At 41.3% G+C, this 19,692-nt stretch carries 9 protein-coding genes and 1 tRNA gene; 2 read left to right on the top strand and 8 right to left on the bottom strand.

The features are described 5' to 3' along the window. Positions 1-134: 134 nt before the first annotated feature. Positions 135-2,159, top strand: a complete 2,025-nt coding sequence (locus CYLST_RS16740) for an amylo-alpha-1,6-glucosidase (RefSeq protein WP_015208908.1) — start codon at positions 135-137, stop codon at positions 2,157-2,159. Positions 2,160-2,334: 175 nt separating this feature from the next. Here the strand turns inward: CYLST_RS16740 and CYLST_RS16735 are convergent, their stop codons facing one another. Next, complete coding sequence (locus CYLST_RS16735; protein WP_015208906.1) at positions 2,335-3,615, bottom strand: hypothetical protein; 1,281 nt, start codon at positions 3,613-3,615, stop codon at positions 2,335-2,337. A gap of 335 nt (positions 3,616-3,950) precedes the next feature. Here CYLST_RS16735 and CYLST_RS16730 point away from each other — a divergent pair, with 335 nt between their 5' ends. After that, a complete protein-coding gene (locus CYLST_RS16730) occupies positions 3,951-6,491 on the top strand; it encodes a dynamin family protein (RefSeq protein WP_015208905.1) in 2,541 nt (846 codons plus the stop codon). Positions 6,492-6,625: 134 nt separating this feature from the next. Here the strand turns inward: CYLST_RS16730 and CYLST_RS16725 are convergent. From CYLST_RS16725 to CYLST_RS16690, 7 genes are all read right to left on the bottom strand, one after another. Further along, a tRNA-Met gene (locus CYLST_RS16725) sits at positions 6,626-6,699 on the bottom strand. A gap of 147 nt (positions 6,700-6,846) precedes the next feature. Beyond that, positions 6,847-9,240 (bottom strand): peptidoglycan DD-metalloendopeptidase family protein, encoded by a 2,394-nt coding sequence (locus CYLST_RS16720; RefSeq protein WP_015208904.1) that lies wholly within the window; start codon positions 9,238-9,240, stop codon positions 6,847-6,849. 801 nt (positions 9,241-10,041) lie between these two features. Beyond that, positions 10,042-10,503, bottom strand: coding sequence for a tRNA (cytidine(34)-2'-O)-methyltransferase (locus CYLST_RS16715; RefSeq protein WP_015208903.1), 462 nt, complete (start codon positions 10,501-10,503; stop codon positions 10,042-10,044). A 226-nt stretch (positions 10,504-10,729) separates the two neighbouring features. Continuing rightward, entirely contained in the window at positions 10,730-11,869 is a 1,140-nt protein-coding gene (gshA, locus tag CYLST_RS16710; RefSeq protein WP_015208902.1) for a glutamate--cysteine ligase, read from the bottom strand. Between the two features lie 185 nt (positions 11,870-12,054). Next, entirely contained in the window at positions 12,055-14,145 is a 2,091-nt protein-coding gene (locus CYLST_RS35985) for a phospholipase D-like domain-containing protein (RefSeq protein WP_015208901.1), read from the bottom strand. Then, positions 14,123-18,661 carry a translation initiation factor IF-2 N-terminal domain-containing protein gene (locus CYLST_RS16695; protein ID WP_015208900.1) on the bottom strand — a complete coding sequence of 1,513 codons (4,539 nt, stop codon included), beginning with the start codon at positions 18,659-18,661 and terminating at the stop codon, positions 14,123-14,125. The genes CYLST_RS35985 and CYLST_RS16695 overlap by 23 nt, the downstream gene beginning before the upstream one ends. Before the next feature lie 10 nt (positions 18,662-18,671). After that, positions 18,672-19,589, bottom strand: coding sequence for a histone deacetylase family protein (locus tag CYLST_RS16690; protein WP_015208899.1), 918 nt, complete (start codon positions 19,587-19,589; stop codon positions 18,672-18,674). Between the last annotated feature and the right edge of the window lie 103 nt (positions 19,590-19,692).

Genomic DNA, 19,692 nt, shown 5'->3' with positions numbered 1-19,692 from the left:
CTATTTCTCCTTCAACTTATATACATCTTTTAGCGTTGAAATTCGGGTCAAGTAAAACTCACCCATCTACGCTGTCACAGTTTAATTACGATCTGTAACGACTATATCATAGTCATAACGATTTTGAGTAGCAAATGGCTGATTTAGATACAAGAGAATGGTTACTCACCAACGGCCTCGGCAGTTTTGCTAGTGGTACAGTTTCTGATGTCCGCACGCGCACCTATCACGGTTGGCTATTTGCCGCGATGAATCCACCTTCTGGGCGTAACTTGCTGATTTCGCATTTGGAAGCGAGCCTAGAAGTAAAGAACAAATTTATCGCCTTGGGTACAAATTTATGGGGTAGTAGTCAGATTGAGCCGACCGGCTACGAACTGCTACGCTCTTTTGAGATTAACCCAGTTCCCAAATGGATTTGGGGTGAGGATAACTGGCAATTAACCAGACAATTGGCGATGCCCTATGGGTTAGCTGATGAGGCCAAAGAAGCATCTTTTAGTCATCGGATTTTGATTCAGTATCGCTATCAGGGTAAGGATGCAGCTACTTTAAAGCTGCGACTGCTGATCGGCGATCGCAATTTTCACCATCAGCAAAATGGCGATCAGGAATTACAGTTTTCCCAATTGCTTGGGCCACAACAAGTTTGTCTGCAAGCGATTTATGCTGGAAACTTTGGCATCCCGTGGCACTTGCGGTGGACCAAAGGAAACTATCAACCAAATACAGTTTGGTACTGGAATTATGGGTTATCAGAGGAGACAAAGCGAGGATTAGGCGATCGCGAAGACCTCTTTAGCCCCGGTTACTTAACAGTCCCTCTCCAGACGGGAGATACAATCACTCTAGAAGCACGGGTAGGTTTTGCCGACTCACAGCAAGCTGTTCTCACCTCCACAGCCTTTGCCGAAGCTGTAGCGGCAGAGCAAGAAAGACTCTCGCAAATTTTTCGATTTGAGCAGCAGAATTCAGATAGTACAAAGACAATTACCAATCTCCAATCCTCAATCTGGCAGAAACTACTCAGAGCCAGCGATCAATTTATCGTTTATCGAGCCTCAATTGCTGGGCCTACTGTCATTGCTGGGTATCACTGGTTTAATGATTGGGGGCGCGATACCTTGATTGCTTTACCAGGATTGGCACTAGTCCCAAAACGCTTTGACTTAGCAAAAGGAGTGTTGCAAACATTTGGGCGTTATTGTCGCCAGGGTTTGATACCTAACGCTTTTCCCGATGTCGATAGCGAACCTTTTTACAACAGTATTGATGCAGCGTTGTGGTGGATTGAAACTTTAGGGCTTTACTTAGAAGCTACCCAAGACTGGCAGTTTCTAGCAGAGCAATTCCCGGTAGTACAGCAAATTCACAAAGCCTTTGTTGGTGGTACCCGCTACAATATTCACGTCGATGCTACTGATGAGTTAGTTGGTTGGGATGCTCCCGGTGTAGCTCTTACCTGGATGGATGTGGTACTTGGGGGGCAGCCTGTTACACCCCGTCACGGCAAGCCAGTGGAAATTAATGCCTTGTGGTATTCGGCTTTATGTTGGATGAGTCAGTGGGCAGAACGGTTGAGCCAGCTTGATTTGGGCGAACCGGTGCGTCTTGCTAAACAGGCACAGCGTTACACCCAGCAAGCACAACGGGTTAAAGCCTCCTTGCAAAAGTTCTGGAATCCTCAGCTAGGCTATTTGTACGACACCATTGAGTTGGACGATCGCCGCAATTCTCAAATTCGCCCGAATGCAGTTTTGGCGCTATCCCTGCACCATTGCGGGTTTGATTCACAGCAGGGACAACAGATACTGGATTTGGCTACTTCTAGTTTGCTTACTCCCTATGGTCTTCGCAGCCTCGATCCGGGGGATTCTGAATATATCGGGATATATGAGGGCAATGTGCAAAAACGCGATCGCGCATATCACCAAGGCACTGTTTGGGGTTGGCTGATTGGCCCTTATATCCGCGCTTGGCAGCGTTTTTACCCAGAAGCGCCAATACCTTTTGATTGGCAACCTTTGCTAGACCATTTTCTATCTAGTGCTTGTATTAATTCTATCTCGGAAATTTTTGATGGGGATGCGCCGCATCTAGCTAAAGGTGCGATCGCCCAAGCTTGGTCTGTGGCTGAAGTAATTCGTCATTTTAAATGATTTCTTGTGTAAATGCTTTTCGTTTCACGCAGAGGCGCACCAGAGGAATGAAGGAGAGATATATAGTAAATGTTTTCGTTTTTTATGGGTTACCAATTATCAATTTGATGGTAGTTATTGTGTCAACTACTCATAACATAAAACTCTTGTGGGGTGGGCATCTTGCCCGCCCTAATTATGCTTTAAACAGCTTATTTTCTGATTCATCTCTAATATTAAAGTAGTGAAAAAAATTAGCAACTGTTAAATTAGATGCTTGTTGTAAATTGGATTTAACTAATGTTTTATATCCAGAGTCTGCCGCTTGCTGACTAACATAAATTTCATACTCTCGACGTAGATCAGGCTCGAACATAAATAATAATTGGTCACGCAGGGAGTAGAAATGAGACTTTTCTGCTAAATTTTCGTATATTAATTGTTCGGGGGGGATTTCTGAAGCTGTGAGGGTTTGGTTAGTTTCTGAATTATTGAAATCAGAGCTATTTAAAAGTTTTAATTCTGATGGGGAAAGGGATTTTAACCAATCAACATGATTTTGCCATGAGTTGATTAGGACTAAATCATGGTTGCGAATGCGGGTAATTTCGGGAAAGAGAAAATCAAGCTCGTCATCTGATTCGCAGCGGTTAATCACGGTGATAGCATCTTCACAGATTTTATCTTGTAGTTGCAAAAGGCGATCACACACCGCTGAAACTTCATTCTGTACTTGATAAGTCGCAATAATCGTCTGTTCAATAGCCCAAGAGCATTCTAGCCTGCGGAGTTGTCCAGCCGCACAAGTTTCTGCTAATAAATGCGGGTTAGTGTAATCTGCTAAAGCCTCAAATAACATTCCTCTCACAGCATCAATTTCAGCATTTCTCCGGCTGATATCTTGCAATTGCATCGCTGAACGAAAACGGTTTATAGCCTGGATAAACAACCCATACGCCCTAACTAAAATCGTGCGATGTTGTTCAAATTTAATATCTTGGGCTACCTGCTCAATTAATTGCCTGATTTCCGCTCCTTGGTCTTTTAAGGCTTGTTTCAAGTCAATAAAGCCATTTTTGACCTCCAGCCGCATTTGCTCAACTTCTTTCCTCAATTTGAGTGTTTGATGTAAATTCACTGCTGTTAATGCTACACCTGCAACTGTTCCCACACCAATCAAAGCGGTTGTAGCTTGTAACACTCCCAGACTACTTTGTATAGTTTGCAAGCTACCCATCACTGCTGTAAAATTTTGCTGATTTTGATACATCTGTACACCAGCTTTCAGGAAATTAGGAGTAGATACTAGTGGTACTAATGGGCTGTCGTTGACATTAGCACCAATAGCATGAGCAACAAACCGACCAGTAACAGGATCTCTAGCCATACTTAGAGGTACACCAACCTTACTAAATACTTGTTCATATTTACCAGCATCAATGCTGGATTGAATTATGGGTTCAAATTGAAACTGCATATTAGTATTTAGTGGATTCATATGTAATATTATTAGCTTAACTGACCATTTCCAATACCAAAAACCGTAATTGTGCGGTAAATAGGTTAATTTTGATTCAATTAGGGAATAATTATCTTATCCCTCTTCTGTCACTTTCCGGGAGGGCAATCTCTGGAAGCCTTATCAACCAATCAATCCAAGCTATCCTATTAGAAAAAAATGGGTTTTGTATTTGTTATTAGAAAGAAATTGTGCAATCGCTTGGTAGATAAAAGCTCTAGAATTCAGAAATGGCAAATGTTTTCGGAGAGTGACAGAACAGGGATAAAATACTATATAAACGAGAAATTTTTATGGAAACTTCACGAGTTACCTCTGAAACTGTTGAGTTATTAAAAGAGATTAGTGGTGTAAGGCTGAGTCAACAGGATATAACACCTTTAATTATATTTTTAGCATCTTTAATAGTAATTCTACGTGGTGTAGCAGATGCAGATGGCATGGCAACAGAACAGGAAAAGCAATGCTGGGAAAAAATTCTCCAGCGTTTCATAAAATCACCAATGACAATACTAAACCTAATAATGAGATATGTAAGTTCAGGAATAAAACTGCATCAGATTTATGCAGATTCTCCAGAATTTATAACTCTAACAGATATGCTGACAAATTCAGAAAGGCTGATTTTGATTAGTCTTGGCTATGAAATGTCATTTGTAGATAATGACATTAATTTACACGAGAAAAATTATATCGAAACAGTTGCTTATCGGCTGGGTATTGACTCTCAGCACTTAGCCATATTAGAAGCTGGATTTACGCATGATGTAAATGTAGATCCAGATGCTTTAGAGGAAGTAAAATTTTTGCTTGCGACTGATCGTTTTTATGCTCTAGATACTGCATTGATTGAGGCTGCTAATTATATTTTAGATACTTTACCTGCAAAAATAGAAATAGAAACAGATGAACAGACCGCACCCCTATCTTATGATGAGTTGAAAAAGTTCCAAGAATATCGTAAGAAATTACAATATTTTTGTTATCAAATTACCAATATAATTCAGGAATTTAGAAAACGTGGTTTTATACCGCAAAGTTTGATAGGAGAGATTGCAGAAGTATCTCTCAGAATAAAATCCCAGAGGTTCAGATTAGCAGTAGTAGGGGAATTTAGTAATGGAAAATCAACCTTGCTAAATGCTTTAGTGGGTGAAGAAATTCAACCAGTAAGAGCAATTCCTTGTAGTGGTACAGTAACAGTTCTAAAATATGGGACTCAAAAACGAGTAATTTGTCTCTATAAAGACGGAAGAAGTGAGGAAATTCCTCTTGATCAGTATAAAGTAAAAGCTGCAATTTCTAAAGAAGCTGCTGTAGAACATCGTAGTGATGAATTATTACAATCTGATCTTGAGGAAATTATTTTTGAACATCCTGAATTAGCTTTATGTAAAAGTGGTGTAGAAATTGTTGATTCACCTGGTTTGAATGAACATCCTGATAGAACTGCTATTACGTACAAACTACTTAAAGAGACAGATGCAGTAATTTTCTTAACTAATGCAGTGCATCTTCTGACCGAAAAAGAAAAAGAATTAATAAAAGATGTGAGATATCAACTTAATAACAGTGAAAGTAAAAACGCGGCTGAGAATCTTTTTATATTAGTTAATTTCATGGATATGTTGGATAATGAAGAAGATCACCAATATGTGAAAAAGCGACTTGAAACCTTTGTTGAATCTGAAAAATTACTCATTACAGCAGGTGAAAAACGTGTTCATTATATTTCTGCAAAAAAAGCATTAAAATCAATACAGAATAGGGATGATGATGAATATTTGAAATCATTTAAATATTTTACTCAGTCTTTGGAAAGATTTTTGACTTTTGAACGCGGAGCAATAAAAATTAAGCGTTCCGTTAATGAATTGGATAGCTTAATTGCAAAATCTTTAGATTTACTCATTCAATATAACAAAGTTTTAGAAGGCAAAATATCTCTTTCTAAAGCTGAAAAATTAGAAGTTCTAGAAAAAATTGGTTCAATAAGCGGACGCGAATTGAAACTCCGAAGTTTTGCAGAACAACTGAAAAATCAAGCAGTTAACGAAGCTCATGAAGCTTGGCATAAATGGTATAGTGAATTACCAGAAGAATTAGCAAAGAGATCAGTTACATGGAGTTCTAAACATTCCAGATTATTTGAACAAAAGGAATTAATAAAGGAATATACAAGTCAATTTTTGGAAGATTTAAAATCTACATTAAATCTATGGCAGAAATATAGTTTGAGTAAGATCATAGAAAAACATTTAGAAATTTTAAACGATAGAATTTTACAAGAGACCCATGAATTAAATACAAAATTAGAAATAATAGACAAAAATATTAATACTAGATTAAGTGGATGCATTAATTATGATCTAGTTAATATAGATACAAAGCCATTTTTTGGTACATTAGGAAGATGGTCGGTAAATGTGTTAACTTATGTTGTTTTAGCATCAAGTGGTTTAATACTTCTTGCACCAATAATATTTGGGGTTAATAATTTTATAAAAGGAGTTGATGAACAACAAGATACAGGAATCAAGCAAAAAATTATTGAATCGGGTTTATCAAAATTTGTAGATTCAAAAAATCAAATCTTAGAAGAAATAAACCAATATATTAGTTCAATACTTGAAAGCAGAATTGAATCTTTTCTTTCTGTTATTGATCAAGCTATATCACTTTGCGAAAATCTGATAGAACAACAAGATAGAATTGAGCAAGAAACCCTAGAACAACGCGAAGTTGAAAAAGCCTTTATTTATCAAAAACGCCAAGAACTTGAGCGCGTGCAGAATGAGTTGGAAGTTATCGTCAATAAATCTACTAATTTATAAAGACCATTCCAACCTGTAGAGACGTTGCATGCAACGTCTCTACCTGTAGGATTAAGGTATTTACAGCAAAAAGCCATATAGTCGTAAAACTTCGACTGTCGGCTTAAATCTTTGCTAAGACTGAATTTTTAAAATGGCTCAGGTCAGATTTGAACTGACGACCCCAGGCTTATGAGTCCCGTACTCTAACCAACTGAGCTACTGAGCCATGTTGTTTTATCAACTTCTATTAAGATAACATACAAATTTGGCTGTGGCAATTCCCAAGTCAAAAATTTTTGTCTAAATAAAATAAAAGAGGGAGAAAATCCCCCTCAAAGAACAAGACAATTATTAAGTTGCAGACAACTAGAAATTACAGGCGAGCAGGCAGGAAGGCGATGGGGTTGACTGCCTTCTTGGCTGCTGTATGGACTTCAAAGTGGGTGTGGGGGCCTGTGCTGAAACCAGTGCTACCCATTGCAGCAATTGTTTGCCCTTGCTGCACTTGTTGACCTACTTGCACCAAAATTCGGCTGTTGTGACCATAGCGAGTCAGGGTGCCATCAGAATGGCGGATATCAACGAGGTTGCCGTAGCCACCGTTGTTCCAGCCTGCTTTTTCTACTACACCCTCAGCCGCTGCATAAATCGGTGTACCGGTGGAGTTAGCAATATCAATTCCCTTGTGCATTCTGCCCCAGCGCCAGCCGTAGCCAGAGGTGAGAACACCCTTTGCTGGCCAAATGTAAGCCGTGGAGAAGCTAGACGGGTTGGGTGTAGCTGCTGGGTCAATCGCTCTGGGTAGGTATTGATCCACTGCTGCCAAAGGTGGTAACTGTGGAGAAACGGTGGTTCCCCGCATTTTTCCTAAGGAATCAGCAGCATTTACACCGCTCTTAGGTGTTCCTAACCTAGCGCGGGAGGGAGACCACCGCGAACCCCCTTGATTTGACAGAAACTCTGGATTGATTGGTTCGTTAGCCGGTTGAGTAGCGCGGAATAAGGGCTTAACCGGTTGGGCGCTATAGCTGGGCAGAATTGGTCTGGGAACCGGAATCTGCACGGCGTTTGGTTGCGAGAAGGGGCTAGATGCCGCGAAATCCCTGGATTTCATCACAGGAATCGGTATTGCGGCACTCTCGCTTACCGCAGTGTCGATTTCGGTAACTTCTGGCGTAGCTGTACCAGACTGTTGAGCACGGTATTTCTGCCGCAATCTCTCAATTTCTGCTTGTAAGCTTCGGAGACGCTCGTTACTTTTTCCCTTGGCTACCTTTTGAGTTGGTTTTTGAGCCAGCTGATATTCGGTAAAAGCCTTTGGTACTGGGGTATCGCCGCCTACACCATAAGAATTATCAGGGGCTGTTTCTGGTGCGATCGCGCGGATTGCAGTGCGGTCGGCGATGGGCAACGCCCCGCTGTTCGCGATGGGCTGCGCCCCGCTGGAAGCGATCGCATTAGCAGTATTTGCCTGAATCTGATTATTTATAGTTACCTGTGTGGGGACGGTAACATTGGTGTTATCGGCAATAACTGGTAACTGTGAAGCTACAGGCAGATTGGCTTTGATACTAGCCGCATTCACAGAGGGAGTCACTATAGTAAAAGTGCTGCTGGTCTGGGCAACGGTAGGCTGAGTTACTACCTGTGGCTGGGCAACAGTACTACGCTCTAACCCAGCAACAGGAATCATCAGTTTTTGACTGATTTGCAGTTGATTGGGATTGGCTAGATTATTCGCCTTAACTAGTTCTGAAACTGAAGTACCGTGATTGCTAGCGATCGCTGCTAAGGTATCTCCCGGCTTAACTTCGTAGGCTGTGCGAGCCGACGGTGCGGCAACTTTTGGTGTAGCTGGTGCAGGCATTGGTAATTGCTGCATCGCCGCACTCGTCTCTTTGTTCTGTTTTAACTTTGATATCAGGCTGGATTTGCTGGCATCAGTGACAGATTCCGACGGTGCTTTTACAGTGCTCTCGGCTACAGTCGTCGGCTGTGCCAATTCAATACCAGCTTGTGATGAGTTTTTGGTTTCCCCAGACTGCAACTGAGCCAAACTCTTTCTTAAACGGTTCGATTTTTCCTGTAAGCGATTTAGGGCAAATTCTTGCTGCGCCTTTAGTTGTGCATTAACTTCATCACTGGCTGTATTCACAATCACCGATGAGGGTTGACCACCAGCAACACCCTCAGGGCTAGAGAATTGTTGTGATGGCTCAGACAGCTGCTTGGCTGTTTGTACTGTGCCCTGAACTGTCGTGTTAGTATCACTCAGTCCCTTTGCTACTTGGGGCTGGATGTAGACCGTATTTTTGTCAGCTACTGTTGATCTGGAAATTGCTTCTGATGCAGGAACTTGCACAGCCATGCTACTGGCGGCAATTTGCCATTTAGCTTCAAGCCCAGGCACTTGTGAAACTGCTGTTGGTTCCACTATGACAGGATTTTCAGGCACGCTCGCTGTTGAGACGGCGCTTGACTCCAGCTTTGTGGTGGCAAATTTCACCTCAGTCTCAGAAGCAGCAGGAATTGTTGAGGCTGCCTTTTGACTGCCTACAGGGGCTGCTGCTTGGGCTTGATCGCTTTGTCGAGTCACCAAAAGGCTGGTTGCTCCCATGGAGATTGCCAAGCCAATCATGGCGGCTTGGGTTCGCGCCCGGCGGTTTACTTTGGGATTTATCACATTTAAATGCTCTACCGGGGCATCATCACTGCTGGGGTTATTTTTCAACACAGCCTTCACTCTCTTTTTCAATGCTCGTTTCAAAGACGACCTCCTATGATCACTAGCGCTTAACTGATCTCGATTTATCAGTTTGATTCTAGTCAATTATTTAGATCACATCGAACTATAGATCAAGATCACACTCACCAGAGATGCTTACGCAAGATTAACCTGCTTCTCTGATTTAGACAAGTTTACACCCGTTAGTAAATCTTAAATTTTCTGTGCATACTTGTCTGAACCACTCCTCACAAAAAAAGGAATTTTTACTCTTAACAGTTAGTTGTACACGCCTATTTGGCTTTTAGCGCGGGGATTGGACAAATATTATAGCTTTGCCAAGTCCACTGTCACTGTTAGCAATTAAGTCGCTACGACTTCTGGATAAAGTGATGTCCCCTGCTGTAGATATCTTCAAGATATTTTTAGGCAATCCGTCTTACCAACACGAGACTTTACGTTGATTATTCCCTAAAAAACAACCGTATGAACTCTCAGCGGCTGTTTCGCTGCTTTTTAGTGCCATTGGACTAAAAATAGCCTAAATGCTTGGTCAGAAAGGCTTTTAGCTGTTTGATTTCCTGTTAGAGATCATTCAAATTCATCAAAATCTATCATTTAAATCGGCGATGGTCTCGTAGTTTATATACAAATTTCTTATATTAGCTTAGACAGGTGAGTAAGCGTTCTTTACCTGAAAGTTGGCTGTTACTAAAGGCAGGTTGTATATTAAATAACATTATTTTTGTGGTAACAAGGGAGAAAGCTGTTGGGAAAATTCTCTTGTAACATGAGTGCTTTCAAAGCTTTAGTGAAGGCTTTATACATAAAGCACTGAGAAAATTATTGTAAATAACCTAACTGACGGCGGGCTTCAAACAAGCCTACAGCTACACTTACTGACAGATTTAAGCTGCGAACCCCTGGTTGAGCCATAGGAATGTAGACCTTAGCATCGCAAGCTGACAGTACGGCGGTTGGTAAACCTGTAGTTTCACTGCCAAACAGTAGCCAATCATCGGCTTGAAATTGAAAATTGGCATAATTACAACTGCCGCCGACGGTGAAGCCTAACCATCTGCCGCCGCGCTCATGATGTATGTTCTTAAAGGCTTCTAGAGATTCGTGATAGTGCAACTTGACATAAGGCCAGTAATCTAAACCCGCTCTTTTGAGGTAGCGATCGCTAATTTCAAACCCTAAAGGCCCCACCAAATGTAACTCTGTACCTGTAGCCGCACAAGTACGGGCAATATTGCCTGTGTTGGGAGGAATTTGTGGGTTAACTAAAACTACCTGAGGCATGGTAACTAAAAGTTATGTATTTGATAAAACAATCTAAATATTAGTGGCAAAATCTATCTAATGATAGAGGTGATTCATAGGTTTTATTAATATCTGTCAAGCAGATGCTACACATTAGATATTTAAAACTAAGCAAAAATACTCTCACAACAATATCTGAGAGTATTTTTGTTTAATGGCGTCTCCAGAAAAATTTAACATTTAGACAAAGACAGCGGTTCTGGTCTTATGCCAGTAAAGACGAACACAACTTGTCTTCTAGTTCCATTTCCCGTTCTTGGGTGGCAATAATTGCCTGGGTGATGACGCGCTGGGTGTCAAACCCGATGGTGTGCAACTGTAACCACTGTTGGGCTTCATTGCCTTCGCGGAGAATTTTGTGTAAAGGGGAAAGGAAACAACTAAAGCCTCGTTGTTTTGCGATCGCCCAAACATCTTGATAAAGTTCCCCAATCCAATCTCTGGCGATGATACTTCTACCATCTTGCCAGTGCTGTAAACAAGCATCAAGGCTACTGCTAGCCGCTGCTGCTTCGTTGCTAGCCGTCAGGGTGATCAATTCTTCTGGGGAGAGACTGCTTTGGGTTAATGGGTCAATGTCAGGGTTTTCGATGATCTGTAACAATCGGGCTTCTAGCAAGGCAGTAATCGCTAACAAGGCAATAGGATCTGTGACTAAATCACAAATTCTTAGTTCCAGACGATTCAATTCATAAGGACGGCGATCGCCATTTGGTCGCACCGATGACCACAAATGCCGCACGTTTTGCATTGTCCCCGCAGCCAGTTGTGCTTCCACCCATTGAATATGATCGGCATGACTGGCAAATAAAGGCACACGGGCAGGGGTTTGAGGAAAAAGACCCCAACGGGTCGAGTGATAGCCGGTAGCTTTGCCATCTAGGAAAGGCGATGAGGCACTGAGGGCGAGGAATAAAGGAGCTTCCAAACGAATCACCCGACAAGCCCGCATTAACACTTCTGGGTCGCTGATGCCAATATTAATATGGACGCTGGCGGTAACTACCTTTGTTCCGTAGCTTTGCTCAATGTATTCGTGATAGGGGTTAGTCGGATCGGAACGCAAAAAGCGATCGCTCCCACCCAAAGACAGAGTACTCCCCGGTATTAAAGTGTAACCGCCCAAACGTTGGAGATAGTTTCGCAAAGTCCGCCGGGGACGCAGCAAACCACACAATTGATTCTCATAGCTACTCGATGGACTGGTTATGTATTCTACGTTACGGCTATCTGGCTCCCGCATAAATCCATTCAACGCCGCGATAATTTTATCGGAGAGACCGACGATTTCTCCTTGAGGCGTGCCAGTATACATCTCGATCTCAAAGCCTTTTGTTAAGACCACGTTATTCTCCTCGGCGCTCTTGGGCTAATAAATTGTATCGAATGTGACGGATTTTTGCATCTTCATTTAAGTGGATAACAAGTTAAGAATCTGGGACTTAGACAAAATCATTAACGAACCGCAAAGGGCGCAAAGGACGCAAAGGAAGAAGTTTTGAGAGAGTTATTGTGTAAGTACTAGAATTATTAGTCACCGCCCCGTTTTTTGATCTCGGTTTTCTTCTTCCCTGGCTTTTGAGGTGCAGGAGGTGGTGATATAAATTTATCGGGTGAATCACTCTCTTGGGCAATATTGAGACGGAGAAACTGCGCCCACACGTCATTGCTGAGTAAATTTAGTGCAGTTTCACGATTGTTAATCGCGATTAAACAGAAAACTTGACGCCATCCCCGCCCCAATGGCTCAATAAAAGCGGCTTCAACTCCAACCTGACTCAGCAACGAAAGCGCCGTTTTTAAACTCGCCGAATCACCGGGTATATTATTCGACCTTAACCCCTGAAGCACCACATTGAGCCACACAGGCAGAAGTTCCAGCCAGTTATGCTGCTGTATCGCTGTCAGTGCGACATCTTCCATAGCCAGCGCCCCCCAAATACAAAGAGACTCTACAGCCAGTTGAAAATCGCGGTTTTCTACAGCATTTGACCATAATTCTTGGGCGTGATTTTGGCAGCGTTCAGCGAGAAATTGATATGCTTCCTGGACTTGAGCGGGAATTGTGACTTGATAAACTGACTCACCTCGCGGTAGATAGTCGCCGCGATAAGAAAGCCAGTTATGAGAACCGCACAGATGGATTTTTTGATCAACTATGACTTCTTTAACGTGGGAATCTCCCAACCAGAAAACCTGTACACCCGGTAAACCCTCAGGTGTTTTTACTGCTTTCAATTTTGCCTCTATTTCTGGTGGAATTAGTCTTTCTTCATCTTCTCGTCGTCGCGCAATTCCATGTCCAATCAAAATCCCCACCCCGCGACTAACCAATTGCTGTAGCAAACTCAAAAATTTATCATCAACAACAGCTTGACTCACCCAAGGAGAATAAATCAAAATCTGACGTTTCGCCGAATTTAAAACCTCAGAAAAAGCTTCAGCAATTTGTCCATCACGTAACTGCACCGCCGTACCTGTCATAACATCTGATTTCTCTTCACCCCCCTCCTCTTTACCCCGCTTCTCTTCGCCCCCATTATTAACGGGGGTTGGGGGGATCTCATTGCTCTTAGTTTTATCTTTGCCCCCCTTATTAAGGGGGGTTGGGGGGATCTCATTGCTCTTAGTTTTATCTTTGCTCCCCTTATTAAGGGGGGTTGGGGGGATCTTATTTGTTTCAACCTCATGAATAATTGTTATTACTGGTAAATTATCCTGTGCAATTTCTAGCGCCATTTGGCGAATCTTTTCGAGTCTTGATTCTCTGACGGCATTTTTCTGATTAAGAATCGCCTCACGCTCAAAATTGATGGTTTCATTTGACAATTCACACAAAGCCTGCAAAGAAATCTTACCTTCATTTTGCAATGCTTCTAGCCAGTTTGATGCTGCCTCTAAAATTCGCTTACCTTGTCTTAGTTGAATGCTTAATTTATCTTCAAGCGCATCAAAAATAACAAACAGCGAGATAGTTTTCCAAAGGCTTTGCGTCGGAGATAATACCCGAAAAGAAGTAACAACTTTCCCCTCTTCTGGCAGATGAAGACCTAAATCTGATTCCAGAAGTTTTTGCTGTAATTCCTCAAGGGATAAAGAAGAAATATCAGAAAATTTATGATTAAAATTTACATACTTTGCCAAATCTGGTAAATTTACTGTGGCATCATTCAAAGATTCAGACTGAAAACTAATATTTCCGCCTAGAGGGTCAGAAATAGCATAAACTTGCACAGAGTATGGCGGCTGAGGTACAGTTCCTTTTTCATAAAATGAACGCCCTTCAGAAGTGACTGTAATTTGAGATGCTACCGCCAAAGTTTGCAATGTCTGAAGAGTAGCAATAGTACTTTTGACGAATACAGAATCAAGCCCAAGTACAGACGCTAGTTCATCCGCTGTAGGTGGCGGTTCAAATTCAATCCCCGCCCGGATAATAAATTCTTCGAGGACGTTAAATTGACGGGGTTCTTTAATATTTAACTCTACAGTATTTTGACGCAAATTATAGCGAAATTGACGCGCTGCTAAAACTGATAAACCAGAACTTTGCGCTTCAATTTTCTCTACCGCATTTTTGAGAACATCATCAATAGGTTTAGTTGCAGACGCGAGAAACATCAATAAAACCTCCATGACGACTGACAATGTTTGCAACTTCAGAATACATACTGCCGGCTATGCCTGGTTTACAGGTAAATAAATCGTGACAACCGACAATTATTAGTAGTTCTTGAGCGCGGGAAAAGGCAACATTAACCCGTTCTGGCTTTTTAGCAAATCCCACATCTCCCTGATTATTATTGCGAACCATACTCACAATTACAACAGGTCTTTCCATACCTTGAAATTGGTCAACTGTACCAGTACGAATTTGTAATGAAGGGTAAAGTTCAGATTGCAGACGTTCATCAATTTTTCTCAGTTGAGCGCCATAAAATGTAATTACGGCGATTTCTTTGGGTGATTCACCATTAGCAACTCTAGAACTCCAAGTAGTCTCAAATTGCTGACACAAACGCTCAATCGCATCAATTTCTTGAATATTAAAGAACGAAGTTCCCTCACGTTGCTCTTGAAATTCCTTCCCTCCAGGCATTTTCACCCAATTAATATGATGATGTTCTTGGATAATTTCGCCGGCTAGATGATGAGCGCGTTTGCTGTCAGGCTCCAAAATGCCACATTCTAGTTTACCATCATAAAACTGATTGATTGCACCCATAATAAACGGGTGCATTCTATATTGTGTAGTTAGCATTTGCTTAATACTTTCATCAGCAGTTTCAAACTGGATTTTAAATAGAGATTCTTCTAAATATTTTAGTTCTTCTCTTCCACTACCAATCTCTTGAGCAAGTTCTTCTAAAGTTCTAGTATCAAGCATTGGTGGTAATTGTCGATGATCACCTACCATAACTAACTTTTTGCCTTTTAAGGCAGGAATTAATAACTCTGGTGGAGTACATTTACTAACTTCATCAACGATGACAACATCAAAATATTTGAATTCTTCAGAAAAATTATAATTTGCTGCTTGAACGCAAGTGATACCGACGACATTAGCATTGTCTAGATAAATTCGCCTTAAATCTTGTTGATCACGTTCTGAAGGATTGCGGAGTTTAGCTATCCAATCTTGGACAAAGTGCTGATATCTATTGAGATATTTTTCTTCATCTTGCAGTTGCTGTTGGCAAGAATCAAACTGATTTTTAATGCCGCGTAAAAGTTTCAGATTAAATAAGTCATTATCAGAAATCTCAGGTTTAAATTTTTCAGGTATTCTTTGCCATTCTATCATCCACCAGTTTCTTTCTTCGGTTAATTTTTCTGATGGCTGCGTTTGTAATTTATGTTCTAGTTCCCGTAGTTTAATTTGGATTAGTTCAAGTTCTTTAGAACAACTTGCAGTTTCTTCTTTTAGCTTTGAGGAATGCTCATGCAGAGAGTTTTTGATTATCTCTAGCATCGCCAAAGAATCTAATGAAAAAATTAAGCTTTCAAGCTGACTGATGCCAATTTCCCAAGAATGGATTTGCTTTGAGAATTCTTCAGGTTGTTCCCAAATCTTTGATTGAGTTGCGAGATATTGTTCAGTGAGAATGCGTAATTGAGCAGGTATGTTTTGCTGTTGGCTAAGTTTTTGCAAGATATTAATAACTTGTTCAAGTTTCACACTAGCATCTTGCTGGACTTTCTCTATTTGATGTTGAGTAGCGAATATTTGCTGTTGAATGATTTCATTTTTCTGAAATTCATCTAATTGTCGTTGCAGATTTTGAAGCTGTTGTTCAGTTTCAGTTTTGACTTTTAAAATACATTGACGGGCATTTGCCAGGATAGTTTCTAGTAATTCTTGTGTAATCTGGGTGAGGGTAGAGTCGATGTTATTCCATTCATAAACTGCACCGTAAGTTTTTTGTAATCTAACTAAAAAAAGCTGGGTATTCTCAACCAGTAATTTTCGCTGTTTTGGGGTGAGCAGTTGATAATTGCTAAACTGTTGAGCAATTTCTTTCCATTGAGTGCGATCGCTTTTTACTAGCACTATTGGAATCTGACTAAAATTTTGCTGTAAAAAATAACTAAAATTATGCTGTTTACCCCTTCTGTCAGAAAAAGCTCCCTCGGCTTCATAAGACATTGCCTTTGTCAATAGCTCCCATTCTGGCAGGTTTATGATGTAACCTTTGGGCAAAATTGGCAATTTTAATGTATTGGCAAACATTAATAGCCCTACTGGTAAGTCCAGCAGATTTTCTGTTAAAGGTAAACCGGATTGCTGACAATCTTTTAAGACTTGATAAAGATGGGAAGATGCTGTAGACTTCCATTCTAAAACTGCTGAGATAATATAATCAATTTCCCGTTTGCGGTTTTCCCAAATCTGGATTGTTTGCTGTAGGTTTTGCTGTTTGTTCAGGATGGGCTGATAATCTGCTTGTAGCTGATTTAAAGAAGTGGAATGCTGTTTAAAAACTTGCACCAGCGCTGCAACTTCAGACATGGCTACAGTCGCATTTTGAGCAGAAGTAAGAGCAGTTCTAAATTGAGAAATTTCTGTTGCTACAGTCTCACGCAACCAAACTGCTAACCCAAATACACCACAGGCTGGACGAACAAAACCAAGTTCATCAGTATACTTAATGGCTTGACGAACGTTTTCCCAAAAGTTTTCTACTTGATTATTGCCTTCTGTGTAAGGCTGAAGACGAGGCAAAAAGTTTTTGACTTCAGGAGATTCCCAGTTTATATTTGGTGCAGTTTTTAGAAAGTTCTCCAAATCCGTAATTAGGAATTCAACCTCGTTCTGCTGCGCTGCTACTTCGCTGTAAGCTTGTTCTTGAATTTTACAGTTTGACTCTAGCTTTAACTTATTTTTCTTGAATTTATTTTGTTGTAGAGTGAATTCTTGCTCTGCTTTAAAGTAAGCTGCAAATCTTGGTGCTGATGCCAGCAATTGATTGAAAATCTGAATATTTTCGTGGCGTTGGCTGAGACTATCTTCGCAGTCAGTTGCGGTATTTTCTAGCCATCTGCCAATCACTTGGTCTTCTAAAAATGGCTGTCCTTCTTCCCCGACTTTCTCGGCTCTTCCCTTGCGTACAGCCCGAATAACTGGGTTGTGAACTAATCTACTCAGGGCGTTATCTACTGCTAAATTGGCTTGAGACGCTATTAAGGTGCGTCCACCGCGACGGGCTACTTGATAACAAATCTCGGCAATTACGGTAGTTTTACCTGTCCCTGGTGGCCCTTGAATGAGAACTAAATCTTCAGCTGCTAGGACTTTTTCAACTGCTGCTTTTTGTCCGGGGTTAGCGGAGGATAATAATAAGTCTTCTGGTTGAAGTTCAACAATTTTTTTAATTCGTCTTGCTTGAGAAGCATCAAATAAAAAGTTACCTAAATAGGGGTTTTGAGTCCGACCATTATTTAATTCATCTAAGGCTTTTTTCTTGCGCTGAATTTGTTTGATTTCACCAACAGCTTCAAAAAATAAAAATCCGGTGGTTGGTAGCTGATAACGTTCTGTTGCTATGTAGTCAGCTAGTTCGCGTTCTAGTCTGACGCGGATGATGGAACCCTTGGGGTCTACTTCTTCAATAGAGCCTATTTGGCGGGCGTTCTGCCAGTCTTTGCCTTTGGGAGCAGTCTCGAATAGTTTGATGTCTTCGTTTCTTGTCCGTTTTGCTCGTTCCCAAAAGTTCGCCGCTTCTAATAAATTTTCATCGTTACCGTCAAGGGTGGCAGAGGTGATATTAATTTCAAAACTAATCTGCCTTTTGAAGTCATGTTTGTAGCTGATGTAAGAGACACAAAACTGCCGGGCTTTGGCAATTTTTTCTTCAATTTGCAAAAAGCCTTTCCAAGCTTGTAATTGATCTTCTGTTGGTACATGATTACCGCAAACTGGCATGGTTGCTATGCGTGCCAATGCTTTTGCTGGAATGCCGATTTGATGATGATGATTAGGTAAAAGTCGCATTCGATAAGCTACGGCATAGGCATCAGCATTGCCTCGTGAGGTTTGGAGCAAATGAGCCGAGAGAAGTTTTAAACCGGGTTGTCCATTTTTGTTTACAGCTACTGTGAATCCTAAGGTTTTTTTTAATTCCTTAAGTCTTGGGGGTAGTTGAAAGTCATCTCTGTCTGTGGCTATTGTCAAATTCCAAATTTCTTCTCCTGGTTCTTTTCCAGAACCCTGGCGACGTATATAGAAAATGCCAGGTTTTTGACCGACGCATTCAAACATTAACTCGTGAGCACGCTCTCGCCGTTCTCGAAATTCGGGATATGATCTAAGGGCAGTTTCACCTTCTAAATTTTGGATTAACCGATCAATTATCGCACCTATGAACATATAGCCCCAATCTTCAGATTCGGTGTTCAGGTTATGAGATTTTAGTTTATTGGCAGATGTGCCAATGTTTTGAGTATTTGATTCTTTAGAATTTGCTGGGGACATAAGCTTTTTAGCTGCTGTACGAATGCGTTGAGCATCTGATTCTGGTACGGAGTTACTTTCGCTTTTGACTGTAATATGGAGTTGATTACAAATTGCTAATAGTTTTGTGCTAGGCAAATTTAATTCTTTTGATAGTTCGTAGATTCTAACTTTGGCTTTGTTCATCCGCTAATGACTATAGTCTATATTGCTGATAAACCTGACTGGCGGCGCGATGTAGCAAAGAGTGACGCCAGACGAGGGATTTCATATCTTCAGCATAACCGCCACCGATGACGCAGGCTACAGGATAACCTGCACTCACACAGGTACTCAGAACCTGCATTTCTCGGCGGAAAATGCCTGTGTCGGTGAGGGCTAATTTGCCGAGGCGATCGCCAATATGCGGATCAACGCCGGCATCATAAAGTACTAAATCTGGCTTGACATCAGACAATAAATCTGGTAGGTATTGCGCTAAAGTTTGCAAATAAACGTCATCTTCCATCCCCTCTGTGAGGGGAACATCGAGATCGCTGTTTTGCTTGGTGCCGGGAAAATTCACTTCGCAGTGCATTGAGAAGGTGAAAACACTTTTGTCATCTTGGAAAATAAAAGCGGTACCGTCCCCTTGATGAACATCTAAGTCTACAACCAAGATTTTCTGGACTATTCCGAGTTGTTGCAAAACGCGGGAGGCGATCGCTAAATCGTTGAAAATACAAAAACCAGATCCATAACCAGGAAAGGCATGATGAGTCCCACCAGCCGTATTACAAGCTAAACCATGACTCAGAGCTAGCTTGGCAGTCAGTATTGTACCACCAACCGCTACACAGGTACGATTTACCAGCGCTGGACTCCAAGGCAACCCAATACGCCGCTGTGCTTTAGGTTCTAGGGTTCCCTCACAATAAGCTTGAACGTAATTTGGCGTGTGAACTAACTCAATCAAATCTTGGGTTGGACGTTCAGGGGCATAAAATTGTTCTTGATGCGCCACCCCATCAGCCAACAGCAATTCATAGAGTTGTCGAAACTTGGACATCGGGAAGCGATGCCCTGGAGGTAGTGGGGCAATATAGTCTGAGTGATAAATAATTGGCAAATCCATTTCTAAGGCCAAATACGCCAAGAGATTTTCTAGAAATCAACAACCAAGGTTGAGTTTGCTCTGATCAAACTCGTTGATGAATTGTGGAAACTGGAAATTAATT

Source organism: Cylindrospermum stagnale PCC 7417 (assembly GCF_000317535.1).
In the GTDB taxonomy this organism is placed as follows: domain Bacteria; phylum Cyanobacteriota; class Cyanobacteriia; order Cyanobacteriales; family Nostocaceae; genus Cylindrospermum; species Cylindrospermum stagnale.
This window is presented reverse-complemented; position numbering and strand designations above follow the sequence as displayed.

Excerpts from the sequence above, each read along its gene's own strand:
- CYLST_RS16690 (WP_015208899.1), bottom strand. The coding sequence starts at position 19,589 with ATGGATTTGCCAATTATTTATCACTCAGACTATATTGCCCCACTACCT.
- CYLST_RS16695 (WP_015208900.1), bottom strand. The coding sequence starts at position 18,661 with ATGAACAAAGCCAAAGTTAGAATCTACGAACTATCAAAAGAATTAAAT.
- CYLST_RS16730 (WP_015208905.1), top strand. The coding sequence starts at position 3,951 with ATGGAAACTTCACGAGTTACCTCTGAAACTGTTGAGTTATTAAAAGAG.
- CYLST_RS35985 (WP_015208901.1), bottom strand. The coding sequence starts at position 14,145 with ATGTTTCTCGCGTCTGCAACTAAACCTATTGATGATGTTCTCAAAAAT.
- CYLST_RS16740 (WP_015208908.1), top strand. The coding sequence starts at position 135 with ATGGCTGATTTAGATACAAGAGAATGGTTACTCACCAACGGCCTCGGC.
- CYLST_RS16735 (WP_015208906.1), bottom strand. The coding sequence starts at position 3,615 with ATGCAGTTTCAATTTGAACCCATAATTCAATCCAGCATTGATGCTGGT.
- CYLST_RS16715 (WP_015208903.1), bottom strand. The coding sequence starts at position 10,503 with ATGCCTCAGGTAGTTTTAGTTAACCCACAAATTCCTCCCAACACAGGC.